Annotated in this window: 14 protein-coding genes and 1 pseudogene; 6 read left to right on the top strand and 9 right to left on the bottom strand. The window is 43.9% G+C overall.

The genetic code is table 11. From position 1 onward, the window contains the following. Window positions 1-93 precede the first annotated feature (93 nt). Window positions 94-1512, top strand: coding sequence for an ATP-binding protein (locus ABFY19_RS04005; RefSeq protein ID WP_418791954.1), 1419 nt, complete (start codon window positions 94-96; stop codon window positions 1510-1512). Here the strand turns inward: ABFY19_RS04005 and ABFY19_RS04000 are convergent, their stop codons facing one another. From ABFY19_RS04000 to thrC, 8 genes are all read right to left on the bottom strand, one after another. Continuing rightward, window positions 1513-2232 (bottom strand): pseudouridine synthase, encoded by a 720-nt coding sequence (locus ABFY19_RS04000; protein ID WP_418791953.1) that lies wholly within the window; start codon window positions 2230-2232, stop codon window positions 1513-1515. Window positions 2233-2244: 12 nt separating this feature from the next. Continuing rightward, the gene (locus ABFY19_RS03995; RefSeq protein WP_418791952.1) at window positions 2245-3612 is read right to left on the bottom strand and encodes an RsmB/NOP family class I SAM-dependent RNA methyltransferase; all 1368 of its coding nucleotides are present in this window, start codon (window positions 3610-3612) and stop codon (window positions 2245-2247) included. 71 nt (window positions 3613-3683) lie between these two features. Next, window positions 3684-4652 carry a UV DNA damage repair endonuclease UvsE gene (gene uvsE, locus ABFY19_RS03990; protein WP_418791951.1) on the bottom strand — a complete coding sequence of 323 codons (969 nt, stop codon included), beginning with the start codon at window positions 4650-4652 and terminating at the stop codon, window positions 3684-3686. Between the two features lie 9 nt (window positions 4653-4661). Next, the gene (locus ABFY19_RS03985; RefSeq protein WP_418791950.1) at window positions 4662-5267 is read right to left on the bottom strand and encodes a GerMN domain-containing protein; all 606 of its coding nucleotides are present in this window, start codon (window positions 5265-5267) and stop codon (window positions 4662-4664) included. Window positions 5268-5371: 104 nt separating this feature from the next. After that, complete coding sequence (locus ABFY19_RS03980) at window positions 5372-6772, bottom strand: ATP-binding protein (protein ID WP_418791949.1); 1401 nt, start codon at window positions 6770-6772, stop codon at window positions 5372-5374. Between the two features lie 15 nt (window positions 6773-6787). Next, window positions 6788-7477, bottom strand: a complete 690-nt coding sequence (locus tag ABFY19_RS03975; RefSeq protein WP_418791948.1) for a response regulator transcription factor — start codon at window positions 7475-7477, stop codon at window positions 6788-6790. A gap of 64 nt (window positions 7478-7541) precedes the next feature. Continuing rightward, window positions 7542-8195: a hypothetical protein gene (locus ABFY19_RS03970; RefSeq protein WP_418791946.1), complete on the bottom strand. Its 654-nt coding sequence runs from the start codon at window positions 8193-8195 to the stop codon at window positions 7542-7544. Window positions 8196-8421: 226 nt separating this feature from the next. After that, a complete protein-coding gene (gene thrC / locus ABFY19_RS03965) occupies window positions 8422-9921 on the bottom strand; it encodes a threonine synthase (protein ID WP_418791945.1) in 1500 nt (499 codons plus the stop codon). Between the two features lie 247 nt (window positions 9922-10168). Here thrC and ABFY19_RS03960 point away from each other — a divergent pair, with 247 nt between their 5' ends. The 5 genes and pseudogenes from ABFY19_RS03960 (at window position 10169) to ABFY19_RS03940 (ending at window position 12485) form a co-directional block, all read left to right on the top strand. After that, window positions 10169-10729 (top strand): hypothetical protein, encoded by a 561-nt coding sequence (locus ABFY19_RS03960; protein WP_418791944.1) that lies wholly within the window; start codon window positions 10169-10171, stop codon window positions 10727-10729. Between the two features lie 320 nt (window positions 10730-11049). Next, window positions 11050-11133: pseudogene (locus tag ABFY19_RS03955) on the top strand (peptidase M50); the annotation flags it as partial. Between the two features lie 12 nt (window positions 11134-11145). Next, the gene (locus ABFY19_RS03950; protein WP_418791943.1) at window positions 11146-11283 is read left to right on the top strand and encodes a hypothetical protein; all 138 of its coding nucleotides are present in this window, start codon (window positions 11146-11148) and stop codon (window positions 11281-11283) included. 15 nt (window positions 11284-11298) lie between these two features. Beyond that, entirely contained in the window at window positions 11299-11958 is a 660-nt protein-coding gene (locus ABFY19_RS03945; RefSeq protein WP_418791942.1) for a SanA/YdcF family protein, read from the top strand. 53 nt (window positions 11959-12011) lie between these two features. Then, the gene (locus tag ABFY19_RS03940; protein ID WP_418791941.1) at window positions 12012-12485 is read left to right on the top strand and encodes a metal-dependent transcriptional regulator; all 474 of its coding nucleotides are present in this window, start codon (window positions 12012-12014) and stop codon (window positions 12483-12485) included. 19 nt (window positions 12486-12504) lie between these two features. On the opposite strand, the gene ABFY19_RS03935 is transcribed toward ABFY19_RS03940, so the two are convergent. Beyond that, a complete protein-coding gene (locus ABFY19_RS03935) occupies window positions 12505-13377 on the bottom strand; it encodes a hypothetical protein (RefSeq protein WP_418791940.1) in 873 nt (290 codons plus the stop codon). Window positions 13378-13391: the final 14 nt, after the last annotated feature.

Below are 13391 nucleotides of genomic sequence, written 5' to 3'. Positions count from 1 at the left end.
TAACTAACTGTCAAGAATAAATGTTTTTTGACGATAATAACAGTATCAATATTTTTTGATTGGATTTATTCGTTCCCTAAAGGAGGTTTTTCATTGTTTCGTCCTGATTCTGTACTTAAACTAAAATTTACCGGAGCCGCTTTGTCCGGGAGACAGCTTTCAGTCTACCGAAGCTTAAAAAATGAGCAGACTTTCAATTCATTTATGTACCTTATCAAAGCAATAAATCTTGATAATACAGGACCGGAAACATTACTAGATGCTTATTATGACGTAGTCCACAGCCTTCTGGAGATTAATGTCCCTACTGGATTTAGCGGCAATGCCTGGCAGTATTTTCTGGCCAAATTCATCTTGAATGATGAAAATCCTTTCAGTAAAAAAGCAGAATCTGTTCCCTTTGAGGAAATTGATGCCCCCCTGAAACAAGCGGCAGGCGCTGACCTGGCTAACCTTTACATTCTTGCATCAATGGACTCAAGAACTATCCGCCACATGGTGAAAAACAAGGTCAAAGACCTTATATCCAACGGCACAGATATTCCTTCCCTTGATGTACTGCCAACCTGGGATAAAACCGCTGCTCCTGCTGCTCCTAACAAATCAGAAGCAAACCCAGGCTTTGCCGCCATTAATTCCGGCCTGGAACTGGCCAATAAAATGACCTCATCAGAGGACTGGCAGTCACTCCTGGTCGAACTGGCTAAGTATTACCATGAGAACGGGGCGGGAATATTCGGCAGATACCATGCGCTAAGATGGGTCCACAGCAAAGGCAACGGTTTCTTCCAGGGCATTGCAGAGCCTGATCCGGTAACATTTGACAACCTTTTCGGATATCAAACTGAAAAGAAAATAATCATTAATAATACTGAAAAACTTATCCAGGGCCTTCCTGCTAATAACATCCTATTGTATGGGGACCGTGGGACCGGAAAATCATCCACCGTAAAAGCCCTGCTGCACCGTTTCGGTTCCCTGGGCCTGCGCCTTATAGAAGTCTCTAAACAAGATTTGGCCAATTTCCCCAAAATAATCCACCTTCTGAGACAACGGGTGCAAAAGTTTATTATATTTATTGATGACCTTTCTTTTGAAGAAAATGAATCAGAATACAAATACCTGAAAGCTCTTCTGGAAGGAGGCCTGGAAGCCAGACCGGAAAATGTGCTAATTTATGCTACTTCAAATAGGAGACACCTTATAAAAGAGAGGTTCAGTGACAGGGAAGATAATGCCTCAAGTGATGAAAAGCGCCTTCAAGATACCCTTCAGGAAAAACTTTCCTTGGCAGACAGGTTCGGAATCACCGTAACCTTCACCTCACCTGCCCAGCAGGAGTACTTAAAAATTGTTGAGGGGCTTGCAAAACAATCAGAAATAAACATTCCTAAGGAAGACCTGCATCGCCAGGCGCTTCAATGGGAATTGCGCTATAATGGTCGTTCCGGGCGAACTGCCCGCCAATTTATAGACTGGTTAATCGGAGAGAAAAAGAAGCGAATTTTTTAGTTAAGGTCTTAGGAGGGTGAGTTCCCCCGTGCTCAGCTCCCGCACATCCCCCGGTGCCAGGGATTCATCCAGGCTGAGGTTCCCCATAGCTATCCTTTTCAGATAAACAACGGGAAGCCCCAGAGCTGCAAACATCCGTTTCACCTGGTGATACTTTCCTTCATGGATGGTCACCTCAGCTTCCGAAACATCTCCGGAATGCACGATGGACAGCCTGGCAGGCATTGTCTTATATCCATCATCCAAAATAACGCCTTCGGCAAATCTTTTCCCGTGACCGGGGCTAACCCTGCCATTTACCTTCACAAAATATGTCTTGGGGACATGTTTTTTGGGGGCCAGCAGTTCATGGGCAAGTTTGCCGTCATTTGTGAGGATGAGCAGTCCCTCTGTATCCTTATCCAAGCGGCCGACTGGAAATAATTCAAAATGCCTAAACCGCTCAGGAACAAGTTCAATAACTGTGGCCTGCTTTGGGTCAACAGTTGCCGATACATAGCCCGCAGGCTTGTTCAGCATAAGGTAGACAAACTCCCTGTATTCAACTACAACTCCATCAAAGACAACCGTATCCTGTCCGGAATGCACGTGAAAAGAACTGTCAGTGACTGTTATGCCATTGACCGTAACCCTGCCTTCCCGGACAGCTTTCTTTATTTCCTTCCTGGTGCCAAAGCCGGAGTTAGCCAATAATTTATCTAACCGAATTTTATCCTTCATCACAGCCACCACCTAACCCATCCAGCGCCAGCCGGCAGGATAATAATTATTCAACATATCCTGGAGCTGCTTGGCCCACCCCAGTGGAAAACCGTCAACACATACCATTCGCCAGCCGCGCTCTCCTATAATATGAAGGGTTTCACCCTTGAGGTACCTGATAACCTCCTCGGAGCCGGCAGAAAAGTCCAAGACATGCCGGGCATCTTCCTTCCGCAAGGCCAGTGCCAGCGGTGCTACCGGCTTAAATCTCCTTTTCCTTACTTCCCCGATGAACCATCCCGGCCTTAATACTTTTAAACCTTTAAGGTCCGGCAAACCTGGAGGAATAACATAAAGCCGGCTGTTATGCTGTGCAAGTCCACGTTCAAATGGGGGAATATTTAGTGTGTATTCGAAAAAGGACCGGTAATCGTCCAGATCTTCCCGTAAAGGGGGCTCCGGCACGAATTCAGTAATCCTGGCTTCCTCGCCATCCTTTTTTCTCAACAAGGCGGCAAAATGTCCCTCTCCCTTTATCCGGTGAGGCCAAAGACGAATAGTTTTGGAAACCTGTTCCCCGGCCCCGGACCATTGAGGCTGTCCGGGCGCGGCGCTGGGAACGGCATGTATCCCCTCAACCTCAAATTCGGGATTTAGCTTCAGCAGAAAATCAATGATACCTTCATTTTCTTCAGGGGCAAAAGTACAGGTCGAATAAACCAACGTTCCTCCCGGTTTCAGCATTTCTGCGGCAAACCTGATGATACCCTTCTGCATCTGAACACATCGTTCAACAGAGAACTCACCCCAGCTCTTAACCGCACCGGGGTCCTTGCGGAACATCCCTTCACCGGAACAGGGGGCATCAACCACAATTTTATCAAAATAACCCTTAAACCTTTCCGCCATCCGTGAAGGTATTTCATTCAAAATAATGTAGTTTCTGACGCCAAATACTTCCATGTTGCGGACCATGCCCTTCAGCCGCTCTCCACTGATATCATTGGCTACCAGAACCCCTGATCCTGCCAATCGAGCAGCTATGTGTGTCGATTTGCCACCCGGAGCAGCACACAGGTCAAGAACCCGGTCACCTGGCCGGGGATCGAGAACTGAAACAGGAACCATGGCGCTGGGCTCCTGAATATAATAAAGGCCTGCATGGTAATATGGGTGTTTTGCCGGCCTGTCATCACTGTCAGTATAGAAACCCTCCCGTGTCCATGGTACAGGCTCCAGGGCAAACGGGGATATCTCACGGAACTTATCTACAGATACCTTAAGGGTGTTTACCCGCAGCCCGTGATACCTGGGCTGGTCATAAGACGCCAGGAACTCTTCCAACTCATCTCCCAGCATATTTTTCATCCGGTTTACAAACTCCTCGGGAAGCTTCATAAATTATCCACCTTTATATTAATAAATTTAATTATAGCAAATAATTTCGGTTTAATGCAAAAAAAAAGAGCTCAAATCAAAAAAGAAGCTCCTCCGGCTGCTTTTATTCCCGCCGTTTCCTTTAATTGGCCCATCAGCTTAAAAAGGGCACGGTCCTTATTTTTTGCCTCAAGCATAACATCTATGTCCCGGTTAAACTCACGGGCAGTTTTCAAAAACCCGTAAAAAGAATCAAAGTCAATATCATCAGCATGTGGTCTGCATTTTTGCTCACTCCTGGGACTGGAAAAGTGAAGCTTGGGTATTCTCTCACCCCAAGTATTATATACCTTCTGCAGAATGTCACCAAGAACCTCGCCCCTGCTGCAGCACATGTGATGGTGAACATCAAACACCATTGGGATATTTAGTTCCCCACAGATATCCAGCACATCTGCCGCCCCATATAATTTATCATCATTTTCCAAAAGAAGCCGTTTCCGGATGCGGTCAGGAAGTTCTTTGAAATTCTCTTTGAACCGTTTTACAGATTGTTCCCGCGAACCATACATACCTCCAACATGCATTACCATTTCCGCATTATCAAGGCCCATCGCCCGAAACACCTTTTCATGATAATCCAAGTCCCGGAAAGATGCTTCAATAACTTCCTGCCGGGGGCTGTTAATAAGGGTAAAGTGGTCAGGATGTGAACTGACCCTCATTTTATTTTCCCTTACTATTGTCCCTATTTTGGCAAATTCTTCCCTGAAATCGGCAATAAAGTCCCATCCGGCAGCCAGCGGATGGGTTGCCAGCGGGACCAGTTTGGAAGTAATCCGAAACAAATGTACTTCATTTGCGGTATTATAATATAACAGTCTTGTCAGGTTTTTCAGGTTTTCGCCCGTAATCCGGCGCAGCCTGCCAATTCTGGCATCCTGTCCCTCAATACGTTCATAATTTTTTACGGTAATAGTTTTGGAGGACGAACAGTCCTCCAAAACCATTGACAATGCCACATAGCCCAGTCTTACCAGCACATTTTCAGCCCCATTCATTATGTGAAACTACTCTCCTGAGATAATGTCACTTTCAGGTGCTACAGGTTCACCTGTATACCCATGGCCCCAGATAGCTTCCTCTTTTTTACCCTCAATAAGGAACTGTACCTTTTCAACTTCCGGCAGTTGCGCCAGGGTATGGGCCACAGACTGAGAGGTCATCCTCTCCCCGGCACTGCCGCCCCAGTGTTTTGTCTGCATCTCACGGGAAAAATTCACAAAAGCAACACCATCCACAACTTCAACAGAAATCAGCTTTGCCTCTTCAGGGATGGTCCGGTGCAGCCCCTCAGTCCGAGGCCCCTCTATCAACTGCTCAATAAGCAGATTGGCCAGAGGTTTCCCGCCTTTTTCTACTGTACGTTTTTCCGGTTTCAAGAACATTGCCTGATCGTCACTGAAATACAAGGTAATTTCAACCTGTTCCTCAGTAGGCTGTGGATTTACCGGAGGAGTTTGAGAATTGTCCTGCTCCTCAACTTGAGACTTATTCTGGTCCATATTGTTCTTGTCCTGGCTGCCTGTCAGACCGCATCCAATTACCAATGCAAGCAGAACAACCAGTACTGTTAACCCGAAATACCTGGTATGCCTGATTCTTTTAGACCTCATTATTATTCCCTCCCATTAACTTAAAAATTTTCTGGAAGACTCTCTTCACTTAAAAATATACACCTCATACTTTACACAAAGATGACGAAATTGTTACAAATGTTTTAAGTTGTTTCTGGCAGCCGGAATGTGAAAACTGTCTCCCCTCCAAGTTCACTTTCAACGTTCAGGTCACCGCCATGGAGTTCTACAATTTCCTTTACAATTGCCAGCCCCAGGCCCCAGCCGCCTGTTTCCCGGGAACGGGCTTTGTCAACACGATAAAATCGTTCAAAAATATTGGGTATATCCACTGCCGGGATGCCTTCCCCCTTATTTACTACATAAAAGTTAAGCATCTCATCCTTTACCCTGAATCCCAAGGTTACTTTTTCACCTGAAGGTGAATATTTTACAGCATTATCAACCAGGTTCACCAATACCCTGAATATTTTTTCCCCATCAAGCGGCCAATAAATATCCCCGGAATGAGTTGTCCCAATTGTGACACCCTTGGCCCTGGCTGCAGGCTCAGCAGCCTTCCGGACCGCTTCCGCAATTTCCCCCACAGAGGTCTCTTCAATCTTGAGCTGCCCCCGGTTCCCTTCCAGCCGGCTAAGGGCCAGCAAATCATCTACTAAATTCTTTAGCCTATCCGCCTCAAATCGCATGTCCTTCAAGAGTTCCTGATACTCTCCCGGTGAGCACATATCCTTTTGGGGGTATGAATCCAGCAGTGCTGTTATCGCAGCAACCGGGCTCTTTAATTCATGAGACGCATCAGCAACAAATCTCTTGCGAATATTATCTTCTGCCAGAATCTTGGTACTCATATCATTAAACACCCTTGTAAGCTCCCCGATTTCATCATGACTCGGCGCCTTCTCTATCCGGTAGCCATAGTCCCCTGAGGCTATCCTCCCTGCAGCAACAATAAGCCTCTTAATTGGCCTAGTAAAAAAAGTACCCATAAATAAGCTAATAACAAAAACTAACGCCCCACTCGCAGCCGAAAACCACAGGAGCCGGGCCCTGATCTCATCAAGGCGGGCCACCATAGGGTTGATATCGGCAGATACAAAAACAGCGCCGGTCACCTGTTTCCCTGAATATACCGGAACAGCCAGGTACAGCACCCAGCCATACTCTGGCTCTTGATAAGACGCAGCAGCATTCTCCCCTTTTAATGCATTTAAAACCTCCCGGTGTCTCAGGGCCCTGCCCCGTAAATCAGTAGCTGAATCGGCTATAACCAGCCCTGTACGATCAAGTACCAGAAAACGACTGCCAACCTTTTCTGCCTGGTTCCTCGCCAGGTAATTCAAGTAAGGCCACTGTTCCTGGTCCTGAAGATATGGCATTGAACTATTGGCCAGAATGTTGGCATGAGTAAAAAGTGCCGCCTTTTTTTCATCAAGAAAACTCTGTTCAAAAAAACCCATGGTAAAATAAGCAAAAGCAGCAAGTGATAATACTATAAGCAGAAGATAAGTAATTCCAAGTTTTAATCCCAAAGTCAACCGCATCCGCACATCTCCCGGTCAATCTTCTTCATTGAAAAAGTAGCCTACACCCCATTTAGTAAGGATATACCGCGGCTTCCCAGGCTCAGGTTCAATTTTCTCCCTCAGCCTTCTTATATGCACATCAACGGTACGATCCTCTCCAATATAATCATAACCCCATATATTCTTCAAAAGCTGATCCCTGGTAAAAATCCTTCCCGACATGCCAGCCAAATACAGGAGCAGCTCAAACTCCTTGCCGGTAAGGTCAATCTCCTTGCCTTCAGCTTTAACCTTTCTTCTCAAAGTGTCAATAACTATTCCTCCACATACAATCTGCCCGGTTCCTTTCACGGACTCTTGGCTGGAACGCCTCAGTACCGCTTTGATACGGGCCAGCAGTTCCCTAACATTGAACGGCTTAGCCAGGTAATCATCTGCCCCCATTTCCAGACCGATAATTTTATCAATATCATCACCCCTGGCAGTCAGCATTATAATTGGAACCCCGGACAAAGCCCGGATTTCCCGGCACAAGGTCAGGCCATCCACCCCTGGAAGCATAATATCAAGAATTATTAGATCAAATTCAGTTTTCCTGACCTTCTCCCTGGCAGACTCACCGTCAAATGCAACCTCAGTCCGGTAACCTTCATTGTTGAGGCTCTTTGCCAGTCCCTTTACCAAAATCCTTTCATCATCAACAATCAAAACTTTTGCAGACATGGTTTCCCTCCGCCCCCAATAGTTATTTCTATTATACCACAGTATTTAGAAGGCAAACCTCACCTTAGTTTAGCTCTGTATCATTAATACCATTTCCGCATTGGTTAAAATCTTCAAGTGAATTTACAATCTGATTTTTGGAGTCATACAATAATATACTGACTACTCTAGAATTTGAATTCAATAAAATTATGTAGCCCTTTTCTCTTGTTTTAAAATCCTCATTAATTAATTTACCGTTCTCAAATTTCACTGTCATTTTAGAATAATTAGTTAGTTTCCTTTTATCAGTAGAAGGCATCCATGTTGATTCGTTTAAATTACCAAATATAATAGTATTATCGTTATCTACTACCCTGTTGGCAGAAAAACCCATGCTGATAGCAAGCTCTCCGTAAGATTTTTTTGATATTAAATAGTTGTTATTTTTATCCTTGTCTATATAAAACAGTACTAATTGTGGGCCTTCACCAGCATACAAAGTTAAGGCTAAATACCCCGATTCATAAGGTTTGATCTTACAAACCAAAATTTTATTCCTGTCTATTGATCGGCCTGAATTAGAGTAGTAGTCAATAACTAATCCTGTAATTATATTTTCTATCGTCTTTATTTTACTATTTTTATCATTAGGAAACACTGTTATTTTGTCACATCCAGTTAACATAAATATTAGAAAAAAAATAATATATATTTTATAATAGTTTATCTTTTGCATGTGAATCCTCCTTCTACTAATATAAGTCTCTCGGAAAAAAAATTTCCTTAATATTTAAGGCTTTGTGCCTTGGACTTTTTGTTTTTTCCTCCACAGTAGGCTCCGGAAATGACCGTGATATATGGTGAGGTGTTGTGCAATATTTTCCCTTATAATAAAAAAATCCTGCCTGGTATTGCACAGACAGGAATAATTTAACAAGTTATACACAAATACTAATACAAAATTACAGTCCCAGGATTTCTTCAATATCCTTTTTGATATCACCTTTATCGGAAACCCGGTCATACTTGACCGGTCTGGAATCCAGATTCTTGAGTCCCCGGTGAGTTTCCATACCTGTTATTTTTTCAAGCTCCCGGAGAATTTCAAATTCATCTTTGCCGGCAATGGCATCTTCCCCTTTTAAAGCCTCCAATACCGCACGGTTAAACTTAAAAGGATTTGCCGTTGCATCCAGGACAGTTACTGTACGGTCACCTGTTTCCCGGACATAATCGGAATAAACCTTAACCCCTACGGCAGTATGTGTATCAACTGTATAGCCATACTTTTCAAACACAGTTCTTATGGTTTCCAGGGTCTCTTCTTCACTGGCATATCCGGCACTCAGGATACGTTCAGTTTCTCTGCGGGTGTTTTCATCTGCCTGGAATTGCCCCTCTCTGTTCAACTGCCCCAGCCATTCACTGATTTTGCCCGCATCATGGCCGGTCATTTCAAATAAAAAACGTTCCAGGTTGCTTGATATCAGAATATCCATAGATGGGCTGACTGTTTTGATAAATTCCCGGTTACGGTCATATGTCCCTGTAGCAAAGAAATCTGTCAGCACCCTGTTTTCATTGGACGCACAGATCAGTTTGTTGATCGGGAGCCCCATCCTAAAGGCATAATAACCGGCCAGGATGTTACCGAAATTTCCGGTAGGAACAACAAAATTGACCTTATCCCCTTGTGAAACGACTTTTTTGCCAACCAAGTCAAGATATGCCCAGAAGTAATATACAATTTGGGGAAGCAGACGTCCCCAGTTAATCGAATTGGCTGACGAAAGTTCATAACCCTTTTCTGCTAAAAAACTGTTGTAAGCCTCATCCCCAAACACCTGTTTCACGGCATTCTGGCAATCGTCAAAATTACCCCTAACCGCGACTACATAGGTATTATCACCATCGGTAGTCGTCATCTGAAGCTCCTGGACTTTACTGACACCGCCATACGGATAGAAGACAATAATCTTTATTCCGGGAACATTTTTAAATCCTTCAAGGGCGGCTTTACCGGTATCACCAGATGTGGCCACAAGAATAACTGTCTCCCTGTCAACCCCCAGCTTCTCTATTGCCCTGGACAGGAAATGGGGCATTATTTGAAGCGCCATATCCTTAAAGGCCGCGGTAGGACCATGCCAGAGTTCAAGAACATAAGAGCTGTTATCAAGTTTATATAAAGGTGCCATATCAGGATGATCGAAATTATTATCATTATATGCCTTTTGAATACACTCATCAATTTCTTCCGGAAGGTAGTCCGTCAGGAACATCCCCAGTATCTCCCTGGCTATTTCCCGGTAACCCTTCCCCGCTAAGCTAATAAGTTTTTTTGAATCAATAACCGGGATACCCTCAGGAACAAACAACCCTCCCGGAGGCACCATGCCGAGTTTAATGGCTTCGGCCGCATTAACACTGTCAAAATTACCTCTTGTACTAACATACTTCATTGAAAAATTCTCCTTCTTTATATTATATCTCCTGATAGTTAATAATTAATTGTATCTCCTAATTATAAATCATCACAGGCAACTGTTCAATATTTTACAATAACTCATTTATTCTGATATAACAAATATGACAAAAGTTTTAATAAATAGTTCACAAAATGTTCAAAATCTCAACAAAGAATAACCATATTTATTGGATACTATATAACCAGAGTCCGATACAAAAAAAATAGAAAGGATGATTTTAATGAATCTCAAAAAAACCTTAGCAGGTATAGCAGCAATCACTGCACTTGGCGGAATACTGGTCTTCGGCCAGTTGTTCACAACACCTAATGCCAATGCTGCTACAACCGAATCAACTGCCCCTCAATCAACAGGTGTTTTTTGTAAAGGTGCAGGACTTGGCCGGGTTTATGGAAACATGATAGACTCTGTAAGCAAGCTCCTAGGGATGGATGCTGCAGAAGTAAGGACCGAACGCCAAAGCGGCAAATCCTTAAGCCAGATTGCAGAAAGCAAAGGAATCAGTGAAGACAAGTTGGTTGACAGCATCTTGGAACAGAGAAAATCACAACTTGACCAAAGTATTGCCAATGGAACCATCTCAGAGGAACAAGCCGAGTACTGTCTGGAAAACATGGAACAAAGGGTGAAAGACAGTGTACAGAGAACCACTCTTGGACAAGGTAACGGCAGAGGCGGCAAAGGCATGGGTAAAAGAGCCGGGATGGGTAACGGCACTGGACTGGGCACATGTGCAGGAACATGTGCAGGAGCATATACAACTTCGGGTACTGAGGTATAATATCAACTTAAACTGGTAACACAACACATAGAATTTAAAACAGAATTTAAAATTCCACCGATCCGCAGCTTGCCGTCAGGAAGCAACGGTATCTGGTGGAGTTTTGTTTTTTCGTAGCATATAACCACATTTATAACCACATTTGAGAAATGACTAATTGTCGGAAGGAAAACAAATATAACCTGTTGAAAGCTAAGTTGAAAAATAATTACTTGGAATTAATAAATTACTGGGGGTAATGCCATGAATTACTTAATAGTATGTCTGGTAATTGGATTTATCTTATCGATTCATGAAACAGGACATTTTAGGCAGTTAGCCTGGGGCTTCCCGGCATTATTGCTCTAGCTGTTTTCCTGAGCATCAACCTGGCGGTCCTCAACCTCCTTCCTATTCCCGCCCTGGATGGCGGTCAAGTGCTGCTGACCATAATCGAAAAGACATGGCCGAAATCAGTTAAAATACGTGTCCCGTTGTCACTTTTGGGCTGGCTCTTTATTATCGGAACAATGGTTTATGCTACTTCAAAGGATGTTTCCAGACTGCTGGGGTGAACCGGAGGAATTTAAATGAAACTAATAAATATTTTAAAGTTCATTATAACAGCAATTGTAATACTGATAACCTTTGTCTTGTATTCCAATGTGGCCGTATATATGTCCGGAAAGTCCGGTGTGCATGCAGTTTCCGGCAGCCCGGAAGCAGATGCGGCCATAGTCCTGGGGGCGCGGGTTTATAAAAACGGGGGATTGTCCCCGGTGCTTGCAGACCGTCTCGATACCGGTATTGAATTATATACCGAAGGTAAGGTTAAAAAGCTTCTTCTGACCGGCGACCACGGTCAGGCATCTTATGATGAGGTAAACAATATGCGTCTTTACGCCCTGGAACAAGGTGTTCCTGAAACAGATATTTTTATGGATCATGCCGGTTTCAGTACTTATGAAAGCATGTACCGGGCCAGGGATATCTTTCAGGTGAAAAAAGCCATTATAGTTACACAGGATTTCCATCTCCCCCGGGCGCTCTATGTCGCCCAGGCACTTGGTCTGCATGCATCAGGAGTAAGTGCCGATAAAAGAGAATATATCGGTGAGGATTATTTAAGGCTGCGCGAGATCCTGGCAAATACCAAAGCGGTTCTGCAACTGCTTGTTCATGATAAGCCAACTTATCTTGGTCCCGAAATTCCTATCTGGGGTGATGGAAGAGTAACCAAAGACATATAATTTACCACTACCCTTATTTAGGGCTTACTGTAAACAATAAGTAGGTGAATACAATGACCGACCGGGAATTTTTTACCTTCCGCGAATATATGAAAAAAGAAGAAGGCCCTCTTACGGCCTCAATGGAAGATTATTTGGAAATGATTTACCGGCTTTCAAAGGAATCAGGTTTTACCAGGATTCAGGACCTGGCTGATGCCCTGAACGTACAGCCTCCATCTGCTACTAAAATGGTTCAAAAGCTTGCTGATATCAAGCTAGTCAACTACAAAAAATATGGCATAATCCTGCTTAATGATGAAGGACGGGAAAAAGGCAGGTTCCTGCTGGAACGCCACCGGACCATTGAAGAATTCCTTCTCCTGCTGGGCCTGAAAGAAAATGTGCTGGAGGAAACCGAAAAAATTGAACATACCATAGGTCCCCAGACCCTCAGGTGTATAGCTGATTTTGTGCATTTTTTAAAGTCACGCCAAGACTTCATAGATGCTTACAATGAATACCGCGAAAAAATCATGGAGTCCTAAAGGACCCCGTTTCTTTCTTTTAAAATATCTGACTAATAGAATAGGAAACCACCGCACGGTATTCACAACCTGGTTTCACCCTGACAGCCCTGCCCCGGTTCATATCATAATTGTCCCCCATCCATGGTTCCAGGCAAACGAATTCCCTGTCCCGGAGAACCCAAAGGACAATATAGCTGAATGAATCATCATATCTGACAGTGACCCGAAAACCGTCACTCCTGTCAAAACATGCCTCATTTCCTTGTAAACTGCCAAAAACCAAATTTGTTTCAGGAACAGCATCAAAATCCGGAATCCCTCGAAACACCTTAGTCTTCCCTGATTTGATATCAAAACATCGTCTGGCTGGAATATGCAGGTTAACTGCTTTCCCTCCGGGAGCATAAAAATACGGGTGAAAACCTGCGTAAAAAGGCATTTCTTGATCGGAGCAGTTAAAGTACTTTTGTTCAATAATGATTGTCCCTTCAGTTATAAAATAAGAAAATTCCAGCCTGAAATCAAAAGGGTACATGCTTTTTGTTGCTTTATTGCTTTCCAGGTATAAGTTAATCCTGGCACTGTCCCTGAAGCATTCGGGCTCCTCCGCCTGCCAGGGAACAGTCCGGGCCAAACCATGCTGCTTCATTTGATACTCCCGACCCTCCAATACATACCTGTCATTCTCCAGCGGACCACATATGGGAAAAAGAACCGGGTTGCCCCCGCGGACGTTTTTGGTATTATCAAATAAAGTGCTGCTGTCCAGGTAAAACAAAGGGATATCTCCCATAAAGTATTCAGTTAACAGCCCGCCTCTTTCAGGGATAAATTTAGCTGTTATTCCCTTTTCATTGTAAACCTCATAAACCTCAAAGCCCTTTTCTGCCGTCCTCCTAAAACTGAACAATCGCAGCTCCTCCT

Source organism: Phosphitispora sp. TUW77, assembly GCF_048453025.1.
Classification (GTDB): domain Bacteria; phylum Bacillota; class Thermincolia; order Thermincolales; family UBA2595; genus Phosphitispora.
This window is presented reverse-complemented; position numbering and strand designations above follow the sequence as displayed.

Coding starts and splice junctions, on each gene's coding strand:
- ABFY19_RS04000 (WP_418791953.1), bottom strand. CDS start 2,232: ATGAAGGATAAAATTCGGTTAGATAAATTATTGGCTAACTCCGGCTTT.
- ABFY19_RS03995 (WP_418791952.1), bottom strand. CDS start 3,612: ATGAAGCTTCCCGAGGAGTTTGTAAACCGGATGAAAAATATGCTGGGA.
- uvsE (WP_418791951.1), bottom strand. CDS start 4,652: ATGAATGGGGCTGAAAATGTGCTGGTAAGACTGGGCTATGTGGCATTG.
- ABFY19_RS03985 (WP_418791950.1), bottom strand. CDS start 5,267: ATGAGGTCTAAAAGAATCAGGCATACCAGGTATTTCGGGTTAACAGTA.
- ABFY19_RS03980 (WP_418791949.1), bottom strand. CDS start 6,772: ATGCGGTTGACTTTGGGATTAAAACTTGGAATTACTTATCTTCTGCTT.
- ABFY19_RS03975 (WP_418791948.1), bottom strand. CDS start 7,477: ATGTCTGCAAAAGTTTTGATTGTTGATGATGAAAGGATTTTGGTAAAG.
- ABFY19_RS03970 (WP_418791946.1), bottom strand. CDS start 8,195: ATGCAAAAGATAAACTATTATAAAATATATATTATTTTTTTTCTAATA.
- thrC (WP_418791945.1), bottom strand. CDS start 9,921: ATGAAGTATGTTAGTACAAGAGGTAATTTTGACAGTGTTAATGCGGCC.
- ABFY19_RS03960 (WP_418791944.1), top strand. CDS start 10,169: ATGAATCTCAAAAAAACCTTAGCAGGTATAGCAGCAATCACTGCACTT.
- ABFY19_RS03945 (WP_418791942.1), top strand. CDS start 11,299: ATGAAACTAATAAATATTTTAAAGTTCATTATAACAGCAATTGTAATA.
- ABFY19_RS03940 (WP_418791941.1), top strand. CDS start 12,012: ATGACCGACCGGGAATTTTTTACCTTCCGCGAATATATGAAAAAAGAA.